The following is a 16,375-nucleotide window of genomic DNA, read 5'->3' as shown; positions in this document are numbered from 1 at the left end:
ACGGCCTGGGCGCCTTCCCTCCGGCCGGGCCGGCACGGAAGTGTGGCCGATTATCGTACGTCCGGGGGTGGGTCAAGAGTTCCCCAAGTCCGTTAAAAGCTCATGACCAGCATGGATCCATCCGGTAATGGATCGCGTACCCCGAAGGGCGCGCCACCCCGCCCACGCCCCCCTGCGTTGTCCGCGGGCCGCACGGGAGGGCAGGATTGCGGGCATGACGCACGCGATGCTGAAGGGGTCGAACATCCCGCTCGAGGCCCCGACCGTGCGGGCCGTACTGCGCTGGACGCCCGGCCCGGGCGTCCCGGACGTGGACGCCTCCGCCCTCCTGCTGGGCGACGAGGGCCGCGTGCGCTCGGACGAGGACTTCGTCTTCTACAACCAGCCCCGGCACCCCTCCGGGCTCGTCCGGCACCTGCCCAAGAAGCGGCTGGTCGAAGGCGCGACGGACTCGGTCGAGGCCGACCTGTCGGCGCTGGACCCCTCCGTGACGCGCGTGGTGCTCGCCGCCTCGGCCGACGGCGGGCCCTTCGGCCTCGTCAGGGACCTGTGCGTGCTGCTGTACGACACGGCGCGCGGCGGGTCCGCGACGACCGAGACGGCGCCGGTCGCGCGCTTCGACGTACGGGCCGAGACGGGCGACGAGACCGCGATGCTCTGCGGCGAGCTCTACCGGCGCGGGGACGGCTGGAAGTTCCGCGCGCTCGGCCAGGGGTACGCCTCGGGCCTGGTCGGGCTGGCAACGGAGTTCGGGATCTCGGTCGAGGAACCGGAGGAGGCGGACGGCTCCGGCCGCCCGGACCGCGCGGACGCCACGGGCGGCCCCGAGCCGGTCGCCGCCACGGACCCGGCGCCCGGGCCCGCCACGACCGCACCACCGGCGCAGCCACCCGCACCCGCGCCGGCCCCCGCACCGGCGGGCGGGTACGGCTATCCGCCGCCGCCCTCCGCGCCGCCCGTCGTCCCGCCGCCCTCGCAGTCCGTACCGCTGCCCGGAGCCGCTCCCCAGGCGCCCCAGCCGTCCTATGGCTATCCGCCGTACCCGCCGGCCCCCGCCGCCCAGCCCTCCTACGGCTACCCGCAGCAGCACCAGACGCCGCAGACGCCCCAGCCGTCCTATGGCTACCCTCCGCAGCAGCCGGCGCCCGACCCGGCCTTCCGGCTGCCCCCGCAGGGTCCGCAGTTCCAGCCGCAGTTCCAGCCCGGTCGCTGACCCGGTGCCGGCGCCCCGGCGCCGGCACCGGCCGCTCACACCTTGCTCTTGTACCCCCGCCCCCACTGCAGCCCCCACCCGTACAGCCGGTCCAGCTCCGACTGGAAGCCGTACACGTACTTCATCTCGCGCCGCACGACGATCTCGCCCTTGACGTTCTCGATCAGCACCACGGCGCACGACCGCGCCTCCGGCGCGCGCTCGTCGAGCGCGACCTCCAGGCGGGGTCCGTTGCCGGGGTAGAGCGTCACCAGGGCGTGCGTACGGTCGAACGCGGGAGTGCCGTCGTAGATGTAGACGAAGACCAGCAGCCGCTTGATCTCGTCGCGGTGGTCCATGTTGATGTAGATCGTCTCGCCCGACCCCGACCCGAAGCGGTCGTCACCGCTGAGCTGAACATACGGCGGCGAGTTGACGCTGCCCAGTATGTTCCCGAGTGGCTGGACTACGCCCTTGGAACCGTCCTGCAGCTCGTACATACAGGCGAGGTCGAGGTCGACGTTGACCATGGCGGGCCCCTGCGCCTGCACCACCTGCGGCGTGAACTTGCGCAGCGGGTGCCGCAGCCCGGCGGCGAACGAGGGGCGTTCGTCGAAGTCCGAGGTCCGCATCCGCCAGGACAGGTTGACGCGCAGGTTGCCGGTCACCGCACCCTGTTTGGTCAGCGAAAACGTGGGACGGCGCTTGGTCAGTTCGACCGCGCCGTTGGTGCCGCTGCCGTCGAATTGGCGCGCGGCGGCGCCCCCCCAATTCCCGAAGAGCTTCTCCCATATCGCCATTGCCGTAACCCCCACCATTTCGAGCACACATGCCACGGGGCGGCCGCGAGGATGATCCTCGCGACCGCCCCGGTGAGAGCGTTCCTCAAATGTGCCGGAGTCACACCCCGGAGGAGACCTCGGCCTTCGCGCCGGGGCCGGCCTCCCTGCGGTTGCGCATGACGGAGGACATGAACGACAGGGCGATCAGCACGATGCCGATCGCGCCGGTGACGACCTCGGGGATCTCGTGCTTGATGGTGATCAGCAGGATGACGGCGAGCGCGCCGATGGCGTAGTGCGCGCCGTGCTCCAGGTACACGTAGTCGTCCAGGGTGCCCTTGCGGACCAGGAAGACCGTCAGCGACCGGATGTACATCGCGCCGATGCCCAGGCCCAGCGCCATGACGAAGATGTCGTTGGTGATGGCGAAGGCGCCGATGACACCGTCGAAGGAGAACGAGGCGTCGATGACCTCGAGGTAGAGGAACAGCGAGAAGGCGGCCTTGCCGGCCAGCCCGACCACGGCGGCGTTGCCGCTCTTCGCGGGGGCCTTCTCGGCCTCCTCCTCGGCCTCTTCCTCCTCGTGCTCCAGCTTGTCCTCGAAGAAGCCGGAGATGCCGCCGACGATGAGGTAGGTCACCAGACCGCCGATGCCCGACAGCAGCACGGTCGCGGCCTTGTCGATCGTGCCCTCACCGTCGTGGACCGGGACGGCCGTGGCGAGGGTGGTGGCGCAGACGATCAGAACGACGAGGGCGACGACCGTGGAGAGCGTCTCCAGCTTGCCCAGCCGGGCCAGCGGCTTCTCCAGCCACTCCAGCCACTTGATGTCCCGGTCCTCGAAGATGAAGTCCAGGAAGATCATGAGCAGGAACATGCCGCCGAAGGCCGCGATCGCCGGGTGTGCGCTGGTGACCAGCGCCTCGTAGCGGTCCGGGTCCTGGATCGCGACCTTGACCGCCTCGATCGGCCCCAGCTTGGCCGTGATGGCCACGATGAGCACCGGGAAGACGAGCCTCATGCCGAAGACGGCGATGAGGATGCCGACGGTCAGGAAGATCCGCTGCCAGAACGGGTTCATCTTCCGCAGGATGCCGGCGTTGATGACCGCGTTGTCGAACGAGAGCGAGATCTCCAGGACGGAGAGGATCGCGACGATCGCCAGCCCCTGCCACCCCCAGAGAAAGCCGGCCAAGGCCAGGCCGGCCGCCGTGACGGCGAACGACCAACCAAAGGTTTTCAGGAGCACTGGCTACCCAATCCTTCGCTGTTCGGGATGTCCGCGCGGACGCGGCTTTACGAAACGTTGACCCCGAAGTCTAGGGCGATGCCGCGCAGGCCCGACGCGTACCCCTGTCCTACGGCCCGGAACTTCCACTCGCCGCCGTAGCGGTAGACCTCGCCGAAGATCATCGCCGTCTCGCTGGAGGCGTCCTCGCTGAGGTCGTAGCGGGCCAGTTCACTGCCGTCGGCCTGGTTGAGCACCCGGATATACGCGTTGCTGACCTGGCCGAAGCTCTGCCCGCGCAGCTCGGCCTCGTGAATGGAGACCGGAAATACGATCTTGTCGCAGGCGGCCGGCACCTTGGTGAGGTCGACCAGAATGGACTCGTCGTCGCCGTCCCCCTCACCGGTGAGATTGTCGCCCGTATGTTCGACGGAGCCCTCGGGGCTCGTGAGGTTGTTGTAGAAGACGAAGTACTCGTCCCCCAGCACCCGGCCCGAGGCGCACAACAGGGCGCTGGCGTCGAGATCGAAAGGCGCTCCCGTGGTGGAGCGCGCGTCCCAGCCGAGGCCGACGGTGACGTTGGTGAGGTTCGGCGCGGCCTTGGAGAGGGAGACGTTGCCTCCCTTGGCGAGCGTGACACCCATGATCTGGTCCTCCCCGAGTTGTGTTGAGTCGCCGTGCGCGTCCGGCGCCGCACCCCCGGTGAAGGGAGTGCGGCGCCGGACGTGGTCGACGGCCTGCGTCGGCCGTCAGACGTTGACGCCGAAGTCCTGCGCGATGCCGCGCAGGCCCGAGGCGTAGCCCTGTCCGATGGCGCGGAACTTCCACTCGGCGCCGTTGCGGTACAGCTCGCCGAAGACCATGGCGGTCTCGGTCGAGGCGTCCTCGCTGAGGTCGTAGCGGGCGAGCTCGACGCCGTCGGCCTGGTTGACGACGCGGATGTAGGCGTTGCGGACCTGGCCGAAGCTCTGCTGGCGGGTCTCGGCCTCGTAGATGGAGACCGGGAAGACGATCTTGTGAACGTCCGCCGGGACGCCGGCCAGGTTGACCTTGATGACCTCGTCGTCGCCCTCGCCCTCACCGGTGAGGTTGTCACCCTGGTGCTCGACGGAGCCGTCGGGGCTCTTGAGGTTGTTGAAGAAGACGAAGTTCTGGTCGTTGGCGACCTTCCCCTGGTCGTTCGTCAGCAGCGCGCTGGCGTCCAGGTCGAAGTCCGTACCGGTGGTGGTACGGGCGTCCCAGCCGAGACCGACGACGACCGCGGTCAGGTTCGGGGCCGCCTTGGTCAGCGAGACGTTGCCGCCCTTGCTGAGACTGACTCCCACGAGTCCTCCATTGGTTCGAGGGGCCAGGCGAGTCCCGAGCCCCCGGTTGTGCGATGGCATCCGATCAACGTTTTGATCCTAGTGACCGGTTCCCACCGATTACAGGGTCTTGCGCCAAGGACGCACGGCTCGCCCGCCAGGGTTGCCCCGGGCGTCGCGGAAGTTCACTCAGAGCGCGGCGAGGGCCTTGGTGTACTCGTTCAGGTCACGCGCGTCGGGCAGGCCGTTGACGATCGTCCAGCGGACGACGCCCTCCTTGTCGATGATGAAGGTGCCGCGGACCGAGCAGCCCTTCTCCTCGTCGAACACGCCGTACGCGCGGCCGGCCTCGCCGTGCGGCCAGAAGTCCGACAGCAGCGGGTACTCCAGGCCCTCCTGCTCGGCGAAGACGCGCAGGGAGAAGGGCGAGTCGCTGGAGACGGCCAGCAGCTGGACGTCGTCGTTGGCGAACTGCGGCAGCTCGTCGCGCAGGGCGCAGAGCTCGCCGGTGCACACGCCGGTGAAGGCGAAGGGGTAGAAGAGCAGGACGACGTTCTTCTCGCCCCGGAAGTCGGAGAGCCGGACGGTCTCGCCGTGCTGGTTCTTCAGCGCGAAGTCAGGGGCCTTGGTGCCGACGTCGATCGCCATGGTTCGCATCCCTCTCTCGACGGCACCGGCGCTAAGGGGCGCGCGGGCACCCCGGCCGCCGGCGCGGGTAGGCGGACAGTGTGTCACTGCGCCCCCCGCGCGATGCACCGCGCCCCCCGGCAGCGGTGCTGCAGGGGGGCGCGGTGACGGCGGGTTCTCCGGCCGTGGCCGGATCACGGCGAGGTGCTCAGCGCTTGGGGGCGACCATGCGGGTGCCGGTCCAGTCCTTGGCCACGCTGATGCTCTTGGTCTGGCTCAGCCCCGCGGTCTGCGACGCCTCGTTGATGTCGCTGGGCTCGATGTAGCCGTCGCGGCCGGTCTTCGGGGTCATCAGCCAGATGTCCCCGCCGTCCTCGAGCATGCCAATGGCGTCCACGAGCGCGTCCGTCAGGTCGCCGTCCTCGTCGCGGAACCACAGGACGACGGCATCGGCCACGTCGTCGTAGTCCTCGTCGACCAGATCCTGGCCGGTGATCTCCTCAATGGCCTCGCGGAGCTCCTGATCGACATCGTCGTCGTAGCCGATCTCCTGGACCACCTGTCCGGGCTGGAAACCCAGCCTGGCGGCAGGGTTGGTCCGCTCCTCCGCGTGGTCCGCGGTCGCGCTCACGGATTGCCTCCTGTCATCTTTCGAGAAATGCTCTTGTGCTCCCCGCGTACGCGAGGCATTGGGCGTAGTCCACACGTGCCGGACGGATCGCGCAAGTACCCGACCATCCGGACCGCCGAAACGTTGACGGACGCGGACGTCTCATGGCAACTCCAACCATGAGGCAACAGGCCCGAGTGATTCACACCACAGCATTCTGCCGGGTTTCGGAAGTTACTCCGTGCGATTGCGGCAATCGGGTCCGAACGGCCGTACGCGGAGGACCCTCATTGGGGGCGTAAGGTTGCGATTTGGCCGCCCCGGGCGACCAACCTTCGACGCTTCGTCTCATGAGTGGTGGTTACCGCTCAGTAGAGATGACGTTTCCGCCGCCGCGGTCCACGATGGGAGCCGGCGCGACATAAAGCAAGAGCAGTATTTGACCGCGTGCTGAGCACGACCCGAACAGCGAAGGAACAGCGTGGCTTCCGGATCCGATCGCAACCCGATCATCATTGGCGGCCTTCCCAGCCAGGTCCCGGACTTCGATCCCGAAGAGACCCAGGAATGGCTCGACTCGCTCGACGCAGCCGTCGATGAGCGAGGCCGGGAACGTGCCCGCTACCTCATGCTTCGCCTGATCGAGCGGGCGCGCGAGAAGCGCGTCGCCGTGCCCGAGATGCGCAGCACGGACTACGTCAACACCATCGCGACCAAGGATGAGCCGTTCTTCCCCGGCAACGAGGAGATCGAGCGCAAGATCCTCAACGCGACCCGGTGGAACGCGGCCGTCATGGTCTCGCGCGCCCAGCGCCCGGGCATCGGCGTCGGCGGCCACATCGCCACCTTCGCCTCCTCCGCCTCCCTGTACGACGTGGGCTTCAACCACTTCTTCCGGGGCAAGGACGAGGGCGACGGCGGCGACCAGATCTTCTTCCAGGGCCACGCCTCGCCGGGCGTCTACGCCCGTGCGTTCCTGCTGGACCGACTGTCCGAGCAGCAGCTGGACGCCTTCCGCCAGGAGAAGTCCAAGGCCCCCTACGGCCTGTCCAGCTACCCGCACCCGCGGCTGATGCCGGACTTCTGGGAGTTCCCGACCGTCTCGATGGGCCTCGGCCCCCTCGGCGCGATCTACCAGGCCCGCATGAACCGCTACATGGAGGCGCGCGGCATCGCCGACACCTCCAAGTCCCACGTTTGGGCGTTCCTGGGCGACGGCGAGATGGACGAGCCGGAGTCGCTCGGCCAGCTGTCCCTGGCCGCTCGCGAGGGCCTGGACAACCTGACCTTCGTCGTCAACTGCAACCTGCAGCGCCTCGACGGCCCGGTCCGCGGCAACGGCAAGATCATGCAGGAGCTGGAGTCGCAGTTCCGCGGCGCCGGCTGGAACGTGATCAAGCTGGTGTGGGACCGCTCCTGGGACCCGCTGCTGGCCCAGGACCGCGACGGCATCCTGGTCAACAAGCTGAACAGCACCCCCGACGGCCAGTTCCAGACGTACGCCACCGAGACCGGTTCGTACATCCGTGAGCACTTCTTCGGCGACGACCACCGTCTCCGCAAGATGGTCGAGGGCATGACCGACGACCAGATCCTGCACCTGGGCCGTGGCGGTCACGACCACAAGAAGATCTTCGCGGCGTACGCGGCGGCCAAGGCCCACAAGGGCCAGCCGACCGTGATCCTCGCGCAGACCGTCAAGGGCTGGACCCTGGGTCCGAACTTCGAGGGCCGCAACGCGACCCACCAGATGAAGAAGCTCACGGTCGAGGACCTCAAGCGCTTCCGCGACCGTCTCCACATCCCGATCGCCGACAAGGAGCTGGAGTCCGGCCTGCCGCCGTACTACCACCCGGGTCGCGACTCGGAGGAGATCCAGTACATGCACGACCGGCGCCAGTCGCTCGGCGGCTATGTGCCCACCCGTGTGGACCGCTCCAAGCCGCTGGCCCTGCCGGACGACAAGGCCTACGCGACCGCCAAGAAGGGCTCCGGGCAGCAGTCGATCGCCACCACCATGGCGTTCGTCCGCATCCTGAAGGACCTCATGCGGGACAAGGAGATCGGCAAGCGCTTCGTGCTGATCGCCCCCGACGAGTACCGCACCTTCGGCATGGACGCGTTCTTCCCGTCCGCGAAGATCTACAACCCGCTCGGCCAGCAGTACGAGGCCGTCGACCGCGAGCTGCTCCTGGCCTACAAGGAGTCCCCGACCGGCCAGATGCTGCACGACGGCATCTCCGAGGCGGGCTGCACGGCCTCCCTGATCGCGGCGGGCTCGGCCTACGCGACGCACGGCGAGCCGCTGATCCCGGTCTACGTCTTCTACTCGATGTTCGGTTTCCAGCGCACGGGTGACCAGTTCTGGCAGATGGCCGACCAGCTGGCCCGCGGCTTCGTCCTCGGCGCCACCGCCGGCCGGACCACGCTGACGGGTGAGGGTCTGCAGCACGCGGACGGCCACTCGCAGCTGCTGGCCTCCACGAACCCGGGTGTCGTGGCCTACGACCCGGCGTTCGGCTTCGAGATGGCGCACATCGTCAAGGACGGTCTGCGCCGGATGTACGGCGGGACCGCCGAGGAAAACGAAGACATCTTCTACTACCTCACCGTCTACAACGAGCCGATCCAGCACCCGGCCGAGCCGGCGGACGTGGACGCCGAGGGCATCCTCAAGGGTCTGTACCGCTTCAAGCAGGGCGAGGCGGGCGCCATCCCGGCGCAGATCATGGCCTCCGGTGTGGCCGTGCCGTGGGCGATCGAGGCCCAGCGCATCCTCGCCGAGGAGTGGAACGTCAAGGCGGACGTCTGGTCGGCGACCTCCTGGAACGAGCTGCGCCGTGACGCCATCGAGGTGGAGGAGCACAACCTCCTGCACCCGGAGGAGGAGCAGCGCGTCCCGTACGTGACGAGCAAGCTCGCCGGCGCCGAGGGCCCGAAGGTGGCCGTGTCCGACTGGATGCGGGCGGTTCCGGACCAGATCGCGCGCTGGGTGCCCGGCACGTACCAGTCGCTGGGTGCGGACGGCTTCGGCTTCGCGGACACGCGTGGCGCGGCCCGTCGCTTCTTCCACATCGACGCCCAGTCGATCGTCCTGGCGGTGCTCACCGAGCTCGCCAAGGAGGGCAAGGTCGACCGCTCGGCCCTGAAGCAGGCGATCGACCGCTACCAGCTCCTGGACGTAGCAGCAGCCGACCCGGGCTCCGCGGGCGGCGAAGCGTAAGCAGTAACGCATAGAGACAGCCCCGACCGGCGATGCCGGTCGGGGCTGTCGCGCGTTGTGGGCAATCGTTCCGCTGGGCGGAACGGGTGGGCACAACGCGGCCCGCAGACGTCGACGGACCTCAGCTCTCCCACACCTTGTACGCCCGCACGACATACGGCGACTCCGGCACCCACGTCCCCGACGGATACGTCACGAACTCCCCCGTCTCGGCACAGGTGGCGCTCTGGTACGTAGTGACAGGGCGCCCGGTCCGATTGACCAGCGAAGCCCCCGTCACCCCGGCGGGCAGCGCCATGCAGCTCTCGATATCGATCGTCGCCAGCTCGCTGACCTGCCGCTGCCCCCGGAAATCGGCCTTCGGCCACAGGCACAGTTGCCCGGCGCCACAGCCCCCGACGGGCTTCGCGCTCGCGCCGGGCGCGCTCACGAGCGCCAGCGCCGCGGCGACGGCGGTCACGGCCACCAAACGGATGTACATACGCATAAGGGTTCCTCCCCCACTCGGATGGACCGCCGAGTCTGCTGGCCCGTGATCGCCACTGCCAAGAGGGCCGGGTCGGCCATGCCCTGATAGGGGAAGGCGGTCGGCGGTGGGCCCGGTACCGAGGTACCGGGCCCACCGCCGCACCGGGTTCAGATGTGGGCCGCACCCGCCCCGGCCCCGGCGTTCCGGCCGCGCTTGGTGAAGACGGCGACGAGCGCCGCGACCAGCGCGACGCAGCCGGCGACCGTAAAGCCCGTGTTGATGGCTGACACGAAAGTGTCATGCGCGACGGTGGTGATCTTCCCCGCGATCTCCGGCGGGGTGTTCGGCGCGACGGGCGCGACGCCGACCTGGACGGCGTCGGCGCCCTGGGCCGCCTGTTCCGGCGTGACCGGCGGCAGCCCGGCCGCCGCCCACTCGCGCGGCAGCAGGTGGTCGACCCGGGAGGCCACGACCGCGCCCAGCACCGCCGTGCCCAGCGAACCGCCGACCTGCATGGCGGCCTGCTGCAGGCCGCCGGCCACGCCGGCGTGCTCCAGCGGCGCGTTGCCGACGATGACCTCGGTCGCCCCGACCATGACCGGCGCGAAGCCGAGGCCGAGCAGCGCGAACCACACCGACAGCAGGGCCGTGCCCGTGCCGGGCTCGAGGGAGGACAGGCCGAAGCAGCCCACCGCCGCGCAGAGCATGCCCACGATCAGGGGAACGCGGGGGCCGATCCGGCTGATCAGCGCGCCGGCCGCCGGCGAGGCGACGATCATCATGGCGGTGAGGGGCAGCAGGTGCAGACCGCTGTCGACGGGCGTCATCCCGTGCACGTTCTGCAGATAGAAGGTGACGAAGAACAGGCCGCCTATGAAGGCGAAGGCCATCAGCACCATCAGGACCGTGCCGGCGGACAGCGGCAGGGACCGGAAGAGGCTCAGCGGCAGCAGCGGTTCGCGCGCCTTGACCTGCCACACGGCGAAGAGGACGAAGCACAGCAGCGAGGCGGCGAGGAACAGCAGCGTCCTGGCGCTCCCCCACTGCCAGTCCGTCGCGTTGATCAGCGCCCAGATGAGGCAGAACATCGCGGTGGACAGCAGCAGGATGCCCGCGACGTCGAAGGACTTGGGGGCACTGGGGGTGCGGTGGTCCTTGAGGATGACCATGCCGAGCGCGAGCGCGGCGGCGCCCACGGGGACGTTGATGAAGAACACGGACTGCCAGTTGACGTGCTCGACGAGGAGCCCGCCGACGATGGGGCCGCCGGCCGTGGAGGCTCCGATGACCATGCCCCACAGGCCGATCGCCATGTTGAGCTTGTGGGCCGGGAACGTCGCGCGCAGCAGCCCGAGCGCGGCCGGCATCAGCAGCGCGCCGCACAGGCCCTGCAGGACCCGGAAGCCGACGACCGTCGACACGCTGCCGGACAGGGCGATGAGTCCGGAGGACAGGGCGAAGCCGGTGGTGCCGATAAGGAAGATCAGGCGATGGCCGAAGCGGTCGCCGAGCTTGCCCGCGGTGATCAGGGCGACGGCGAGGGCCAGGAGGTAGGCATTGGTGATCCATTGCACGTCGGCGAGCGAGGCGCCGAGGTCCTTCTGGATGGCGGGGTTGGCTATGGCGACGATCGTGCCGTCGAGCGCGACCATCATCACGCCTATCGCGACGGTGATCAGGGTGAGCCAGGGATGGCCCCTCAGTCCTTTCCGGGGTCCCAGGCCGGGCGTCGCGTCGGCGACGGTGGTCTGTGTCATACAGCCGAGATTATGGCAGTCGCTGACAATTGACAACGAAGTTCAAGCGTCGTTGGCTGACACTTGGCCCATGACTATCCTGATCAGCGCAAACACAACGGAAGAGGCGGGGCGATGCACAGGGTCGACGGCGCGACGGCGGGGCTGCGGGAGCGCAAGAAGCGCCGGACCCGCGACACCCTCATCAGGTGCGCCCTGGAGCTGTTCGCGGACCGGGGCTACGAGGGCACGACCGTCGACGAGATCGCGGCCGCCGCGGACGTCTCGCAGCGCACCTTCTTCCGCTACTTCGCGGGCAAGGAGGAGGTCGCCCTCTCCGTCCAGGAGATGGTGGAGTCGCACTTCTTCGCCGCCGTGCGCGAGCGCCCCGCCGAGGAGCCGCCGCTGACCGCGCTGCGCACCGCTGTGCTGTCCTCGTGGGACACCATCGAGGAGGCCATCCAGTCGGTCGTCCCGCTGGAGCTGCACGTGCGCACGTACCGGATGATCCAGTCGACGCCGCAGCTGCTGGCCGCCCATCTGCGCCGCAGCGCGGAGCTGGAGGACCGGCTCACCCAGGAGATCGCCGACCGGGAGGGGCTGCCGCAGGAGGACCCGCGTCCGCGCATCCTGGTCGCGGCGTTCAGCGGGGTGATGCGGGCGAACGGCAAGCTGTGGGCCGAGGTCGCGGACGGGGACATGAGCGAGCTCAAGTCCACCGCCGCGGCCTTTTTGGACCAGATCGGACCGGCACTGGCGGAAAACTGGCGATCTTGAACGGAAGCCCCACGAGTGCGCCCGATCACCCATGATCCAAACGTGAGATAGCTCACCGACTTCCCGGACGCAAGCGAGTTTCTCCTAGGGTGGTCCGCGGTGACTTCCTTCCCGGAGCTCGGCTCCCACTCCCCCATCCCTTGGACGAACGCGGCCACGGTGTGGCGCGCCCTGCTCGCACTCGCCGTAGTGTTCGTCATGCTCGCGACGACCGGCTGGACGGCCGTGAGAAGCCACAAGGCGCCCGCCGACCCCCGCACGGCCTCGGTGACGGCGTGGCTGCACGGCTCCGTCGGCGGTGTGCCGCTCCCCTCCCCCGGCTCGGAGCCCACCACCCTGGCCCGCTTCTTCGCCTCGCTCTCCGGCGGTCAGCGCGAGCGGCTGGCCGAGCGCTATCCGCTGGTCGTCGGCAACCTCGCCGGCGCCCCCACCGCGCTGCGCTACCGCGCCAACCGGATCGCCCTCGCCCAGGCCCGTACGGTCGAGCGGCGCCGCAGCCACGACAGCGCGCTCACGCCCTCCGGCCGCTACGAGGCGGCCCGGCGCATGCACCGCTTCGAATCGCTGCTGGCCCCCGACCGGCAGGTCCTCGCCTTCGACCCCACCAGCGCCGGCCGGGTGGCCGAGGTCTTCGGCGACCTCGACCGCGCCGAGCGGGTCTCCGTCGTGGTCCCGGGCGTCGACACCAACGTGCTGACCTTCGAGAAGAGCCAGCGCGCCTACAGCGCGCCCGTCGGCATGGCCCGCTCCCTCTACGACGCCGAGCGGAAGGCGAGCCCCGCCACCGGGACGGCAGTCATCGCCTGGGCCGACTACACCTCGCCCGCCGGCGTGGGCATGGACGCGGCGACCGGCAAGCTCGCGGCCGAGGGCGCGCTGCGGCTGCGGAAGCTGGTGCGGACGCTGCCCGGCGAGTCGAAGATCTCGCTGTTCTGCCACAGCTACGGCTCCGTGGTCTGCGGCGTCGCCGCCCGCGACCTCTCCCCGCGCGTCACGGACGTGGCGGTCGCCGGCAGCCCCGGCATGCGCGCCGACCGCGCCTCCGACCTGCGCAGCAGCGCCCGGATATGGGCGATGCGGGATGCGGACGACTGGATTCAGGGCGTGCCCCACATGGAGGTCGGCGGCCTCGGCCATGGCGCCGACCCGGTCTCCGCGGCCTTCGGCGCCCGGGTGCTGTCCGCCTCCGACGCCCGTGGCCACGCCGGCTACTTCGCCCCCGGCACCACCAGCCTCGCCAACTTCGCCGGGATCGGAGTCGGCGCCCCCACCTCCGTTCGTTGCGCGAGGGACGGCAGTGACTGCACGGCCGATCTGCGTCCGGATCCGGTGGCACCCGCCGTTTGACGCGCGTAGCGTCACGAGGGGGGACGGGCGGACGGCCGCCGCATACGATGAGCGGCATGGGTGATGTGCTGGCCGGTTTCCACGCCGTCTGGGAGTTCGACACCGACTCCGTGCTCATCCGCTTCGAACGGGGGATCCGCACACCGAGGCTGCTCCAGGTGCTCGGCGAGCGGCGCGTCCCGTACGAGGCGCTCGCGGCCGTCGAACAGGCCCCGGGGAAGCACGGGACGGTGGTGCTGCGCGCCGTGCCCAGACCCGGCGCCGATCCGCTGATCGACGCCGCGGAGGGGCAGTTGAAGGAGGGCTGCGACCCGTACCGGCTGGTCCTGCCGGCGGAGCGCGAGCTGCTCGCCGAGTACTACGCCGAGCGGATACGGGCCGAGCTCGGTCCCGATGCCACGGAGCCGGCCGAGCGCCATCTGGTGGCGGCGCCCGTCCCGCCCCTGTCCTTCAAGGCCTACGACGGCAAGGCGTCCTTCGACGGCCGGGCCGTCTCCTTCCGCTGGTTCTGGACCGGAGCGTCCTCCGCCAAGTGGAAGGCGGGCGACCAGCGTTTCGGCGTCGAGGAGCTGACGGGCGTGGACTGGCGCTCCCCCGAGGCCCTCGGCGGACACCTGCGGCTCGTGCGCCGCGGCGGGACCGCCCCGGGCGCCGCCGACCAGGACCCGGCGGCCGTCGTCTTCGGCATGGGCTACGGCCTGGTCCACGAGTCGCTGCCCTTCGCGGCCGCGGTCCTGGCGGCCGTACGGGCCAAGGCCCCCGCCCTGGCCGGGGACCTGGCCCACGGCTCCCACACCGTCCCCGCCGCCCGCCCCGACCCCGGCGGCATCGCGGAGCGCATCCGCCACCTGGGCGAGCTGCACGGCGCGGGCCTGCTGACGGACGAGGAGTTCACCGTGAAGAAGGCACAGCTGCTGGCCGAGCTGTAGGGCACTGATACCGGGGTATGACATCCGGTCCGGCACCTGGGGGTGACGCCGCCGCCGGCCCGGTCCGCCTAGGCTGACCGGGCCATGTCCAAGATCGCATCCCGCTTCCCCCGCGCGTTCCTGCGCGAGATCTGCACGCCCGCCGGGCCGCCGACGCCGTACCTGGCGCACGCCCGGCGCCCGTTCGTACGGCGCCTGCCCACCCTGGTCGCCTGGCTGTTCACCATCATCCTGCTGCCGACCACGGCCATGGTGCTCTCCCACGACTACGGGCTGAACTCCGACGTCGCCCTCGCGCTCGCGGTCGCCCAGCACGCACCGCTGCTCATGGCGGTCCGCCGGCCGCTGCTGGCCTGGGCCATCGTCTTCGTCGCCGACGTCGTGGGCGCGGCCCTGCTGCTCACGGTGGACATGCCGGCGGACCGGCCCTGGCCCTGGCCGGCCACGGAGAGCATCGGCCTGCTGCTGCTGATGCTCGCCCTCGCACTGCGCGAGCGCCGGCTGACGCTGACGGCCGTGTGGCTGCTGACGGCGCTGGCGAGCCTGGTCTTCCGCAGCCTCGACCCCGAGCAGGCCACCGGCACCTGGGTGCCGCTGGTCGCGATCGGCGGGGTGATCCTCCTCGTCGGCGGCGCCCTGCGCGAACGGGGCGACGCCCGCCGGGCGCTGGCCGAGCAGGAGACGATCAGCGAGGCCGAACGCGCCCGCCGCACGCTGCTGGAAGAACGCGCCCGCATCGCCCGCGAGCTGCACGACGTCGTCGCCCACCACATGTCCGTCATCACCGTCCAGGCCGACAGCGCCCCGTACCGCGTCGCCGGCCTGCCGGACGCGGCCCGCGAGGAGTTCGGCGCGATCGCCGCCACCGCCCGGGAGTCGCTGACCGAGATGCGACGGCTGCTGGGCGTGCTGCGCAGCGAGGGCTCCCCGGGCGCCGACGGCTCCGAACGGACACCCCAGCCCGGCGTCGACCGCCTGCCGCAGCTGATCGAGGCCACGGTCCGCACGGGGCTGCCGGTGGAGTTGACGATGCCGGTGCTGCCGGCGCTGCCGCAGACGGTGGACCTGTCGGCATACCGGATCGTCCAGGAGGCCCTGTCCAACGTCGTCCGGCACGCGCCCGGTGCGCCGACCCGGGTGTCGGTGTCGGTGAACGGGACCGGTACGGCCGGTACGGCCCTGACCGTGCTCGTCGTCAACTCGGCCGCGGCCGCCTCCGACGCACCGCAGCGGCCCCTGGAGACCAGCGGCACCGGCCACGGCCTGGTGGGCATGCGCGAACGGGTCCGCCTGGTCGGCGGCACCCTCGACACCGGCCCCCTGCCGGACGGCGGCTTCCGGGTGGCGGCCCGCCTTCCCCTCTCCGACGCGACGCGAGCAGAACAGGAACCCCCCACCGCATGACCATCAGGGTGATCATCGTCGACGACCAGGCCATGGTGCGGGCGGGCTTCGCCGCGCTGCTGGCCGCCCAGCCCGACATCGACGTCGTCGGCGACGCGCCGGACGGGCGCCAAGGCGTGGAGCTGAGCCGGTCCACGCACCCGGACGTGGTGCTCATGGACGTCCGGATGCCGGAGATGGACGGCCTGGAGGCCGCGCGCCGGCTCCTCGACCCCCCGCGCGGGGTCACGCACCTGCCGAAGGTGCTGATGCTGACGACCTTCGACGTCGACGACTACGTCTACGAGGCGCTGCGCGCCGGCGCGTCCGGCTTCCTCCTCAAGGACGCCCCTCCCGCCGACCTGATCTCGGCCGTACGGGTGGTGGCAGCCGGCGAGGCCCTCCTCGCCCCCTCCGTCACCCGCCGCCTCATCGCCGACTTCGCGAAGCGGCCCGCTCCCCGACGGGAACGGTCGCTGCGGCTCAACGGCCTGACGCCGCGTGAGACGGAGGTCCTGGAGCTGATCGCCCGGGGGCTGTCGAACCAGGAGATCGCGGCGAAGCTGGTCCTGGCGGAGCAGACGGTGAAGACCCACATCGGCCGCGTCCTCGCCAAACTGAACCTGCGGGACCGTGCGCAGGCGGTGGTCTTCGCCTACGAATCGGGGCTGGTGGCCCCGGGCGAGGGATAGTTTCCCCTACCCCGCCCTTTCACCGTTTCTTGTCCTCAAACGCCGGACGGGCTGAATATTCAGCCCGTCCGGCGTT

At 70.3% G+C, this 16,375-nt stretch carries 15 protein-coding genes; 7 read left to right on the top strand and 8 right to left on the bottom strand.

Annotation, left to right across the window (positions count from 1 at the left end):
* Window positions 1–214 precede the first annotated feature (214 nt).
* Window positions 215–1,213: a TerD family protein gene (locus AB0G59_RS22280; RefSeq protein ID WP_360914186.1), complete on the top strand. Its 999-nt coding sequence runs from the start codon at window positions 215–217 to the stop codon at window positions 1,211–1,213.
* Between the two features lie 35 nt (window positions 1,214–1,248).
* Here the strand turns inward: AB0G59_RS22280 and AB0G59_RS22275 are convergent, their stop codons facing one another.
* The 6 genes from AB0G59_RS22275 to AB0G59_RS22250 form a co-directional block, all read right to left on the bottom strand.
* Entirely contained in the window at window positions 1,249–1,992 is a 744-nt protein-coding gene (locus AB0G59_RS22275; protein WP_071966655.1) for a Tellurium resistance, read from the bottom strand.
* A 100-nt stretch (window positions 1,993–2,092) separates the two neighbouring features.
* Window positions 2,093–3,223: a DUF475 domain-containing protein gene (locus AB0G59_RS22270; RefSeq protein WP_360914183.1), complete on the bottom strand. Its 1,131-nt coding sequence runs from the start codon at window positions 3,221–3,223 to the stop codon at window positions 2,093–2,095.
* 47 nt (window positions 3,224–3,270) lie between these two features.
* The gene (locus AB0G59_RS22265) at window positions 3,271–3,846 is read right to left on the bottom strand and encodes a TerD family protein (RefSeq protein ID WP_071966653.1); all 576 of its coding nucleotides are present in this window, start codon (window positions 3,844–3,846) and stop codon (window positions 3,271–3,273) included.
* Window positions 3,847–3,951: 105 nt separating this feature from the next.
* Window positions 3,952–4,527, bottom strand: a complete 576-nt coding sequence (locus AB0G59_RS22260; protein WP_071966652.1) for a TerD family protein — start codon at window positions 4,525–4,527, stop codon at window positions 3,952–3,954.
* Window positions 4,528–4,695: 168 nt separating this feature from the next.
* Window positions 4,696–5,154, bottom strand: a complete 459-nt coding sequence (locus AB0G59_RS22255; RefSeq protein ID WP_071966651.1) for a peroxiredoxin — start codon at window positions 5,152–5,154, stop codon at window positions 4,696–4,698.
* A 187-nt stretch (window positions 5,155–5,341) separates the two neighbouring features.
* Complete coding sequence (locus tag AB0G59_RS22250) at window positions 5,342–5,764, bottom strand: DUF3052 domain-containing protein (protein WP_116211480.1); 423 nt, start codon at window positions 5,762–5,764, stop codon at window positions 5,342–5,344.
* 460 nt (window positions 5,765–6,224) lie between these two features.
* Here AB0G59_RS22250 and aceE point away from each other — a divergent pair, with 460 nt between their 5' ends.
* Window positions 6,225–8,966 carry a pyruvate dehydrogenase (acetyl-transferring), homodimeric type gene (aceE, locus tag AB0G59_RS22245; protein WP_360914178.1) on the top strand — a complete coding sequence of 914 codons (2,742 nt, stop codon included), beginning with the start codon at window positions 6,225–6,227 and terminating at the stop codon, window positions 8,964–8,966.
* 121 nt (window positions 8,967–9,087) lie between these two features.
* Here aceE and AB0G59_RS22240 read toward each other — a convergent pair whose 3' ends face one another.
* Together AB0G59_RS22240 and AB0G59_RS22235 are read right to left on the bottom strand one after the other, a co-directional pair.
* Entirely contained in the window at window positions 9,088–9,447 is a 360-nt protein-coding gene (locus AB0G59_RS22240) for a peptidase inhibitor family I36 protein (protein ID WP_360914414.1), read from the bottom strand.
* A gap of 155 nt (window positions 9,448–9,602) precedes the next feature.
* Window positions 9,603–11,192: an MFS transporter gene (locus tag AB0G59_RS22235; protein WP_360914175.1), complete on the bottom strand. Its 1,590-nt coding sequence runs from the start codon at window positions 11,190–11,192 to the stop codon at window positions 9,603–9,605.
* A gap of 114 nt (window positions 11,193–11,306) precedes the next feature.
* On the opposite strand from AB0G59_RS22235, the gene AB0G59_RS22230 reads away from it, so the two are divergent.
* The 5 genes from AB0G59_RS22230 (at window position 11,307) to AB0G59_RS22210 (ending at window position 16,299) form a co-directional block, all read left to right on the top strand.
* Window positions 11,307–11,948, top strand: coding sequence for a TetR family transcriptional regulator (locus AB0G59_RS22230; RefSeq protein WP_360914172.1), 642 nt, complete (start codon window positions 11,307–11,309; stop codon window positions 11,946–11,948).
* A 99-nt stretch (window positions 11,949–12,047) separates the two neighbouring features.
* Window positions 12,048–13,295 carry an alpha/beta hydrolase gene (locus AB0G59_RS22225; RefSeq protein WP_360914169.1) on the top strand — a complete coding sequence of 416 codons (1,248 nt, stop codon included), beginning with the start codon at window positions 12,048–12,050 and terminating at the stop codon, window positions 13,293–13,295.
* A gap of 56 nt (window positions 13,296–13,351) precedes the next feature.
* Window positions 13,352–14,224 (top strand): DUF4429 domain-containing protein, encoded by an 873-nt coding sequence (locus AB0G59_RS22220; RefSeq protein ID WP_360914166.1) that lies wholly within the window; start codon window positions 13,352–13,354, stop codon window positions 14,222–14,224.
* 84 nt (window positions 14,225–14,308) lie between these two features.
* Window positions 14,309–15,628: a histidine kinase gene (locus AB0G59_RS22215; protein ID WP_360914162.1), complete on the top strand. Its 1,320-nt coding sequence runs from the start codon at window positions 14,309–14,311 to the stop codon at window positions 15,626–15,628.
* Window positions 15,625–16,299, top strand: a complete 675-nt coding sequence (locus AB0G59_RS22210; protein ID WP_360914159.1) for a response regulator transcription factor — start codon at window positions 15,625–15,627, stop codon at window positions 16,297–16,299. The genes AB0G59_RS22215 and AB0G59_RS22210 overlap by 4 nt, the downstream gene beginning before the upstream one ends.
* Window positions 16,300–16,375 lie beyond the last annotated feature (76 nt).

The sequence above is a fragment of the Streptomyces sp. NPDC021096 genome, from assembly GCF_040641275.1.
Taxonomy (GTDB): domain Bacteria; phylum Actinomycetota; class Actinomycetes; order Streptomycetales; family Streptomycetaceae; genus Streptomyces.
The sequence above is the reverse complement of the archived record's forward strand: the minus strand, read 5'-3'. Positions and strand labels throughout refer to the sequence as shown.

Excerpts from the sequence above, each read along its gene's own strand:
- AB0G59_RS22220 (WP_360914166.1), top strand. The coding sequence starts at position 13,352 with ATGGGTGATGTGCTGGCCGGTTTCCACGCCGTCTGGGAGTTCGACACC.
- AB0G59_RS22230 (WP_360914172.1), top strand. The coding sequence starts at position 11,307 with ATGCACAGGGTCGACGGCGCGACGGCGGGGCTGCGGGAGCGCAAGAAG.
- AB0G59_RS22275 (WP_071966655.1), bottom strand. The coding sequence starts at position 1,992 with ATGGCGATATGGGAGAAGCTCTTCGGGAATTGGGGGGGCGCCGCCGCG.
- AB0G59_RS22255 (WP_071966651.1), bottom strand. The coding sequence starts at position 5,154 with ATGGCGATCGACGTCGGCACCAAGGCCCCTGACTTCGCGCTGAAGAAC.
- AB0G59_RS22235 (WP_360914175.1), bottom strand. The coding sequence starts at position 11,192 with ATGACACAGACCACCGTCGCCGACGCGACGCCCGGCCTGGGACCCCGG.
- AB0G59_RS22215 (WP_360914162.1), top strand. The coding sequence starts at position 14,309 with ATGTCCAAGATCGCATCCCGCTTCCCCCGCGCGTTCCTGCGCGAGATC.
- AB0G59_RS22240 (WP_360914414.1), bottom strand. The coding sequence starts at position 9,447 with ATGTACATCCGTTTGGTGGCCGTGACCGCCGTCGCCGCGGCGCTGGCG.
- AB0G59_RS22280 (WP_360914186.1), top strand. The coding sequence starts at position 215 with ATGACGCACGCGATGCTGAAGGGGTCGAACATCCCGCTCGAGGCCCCG.
- AB0G59_RS22265 (WP_071966653.1), bottom strand. The coding sequence starts at position 3,846 with ATGGGTGTCACGCTCGCCAAGGGAGGCAACGTCTCCCTCTCCAAGGCC.
- AB0G59_RS22210 (WP_360914159.1), top strand. The coding sequence starts at position 15,625 with ATGACCATCAGGGTGATCATCGTCGACGACCAGGCCATGGTGCGGGCG.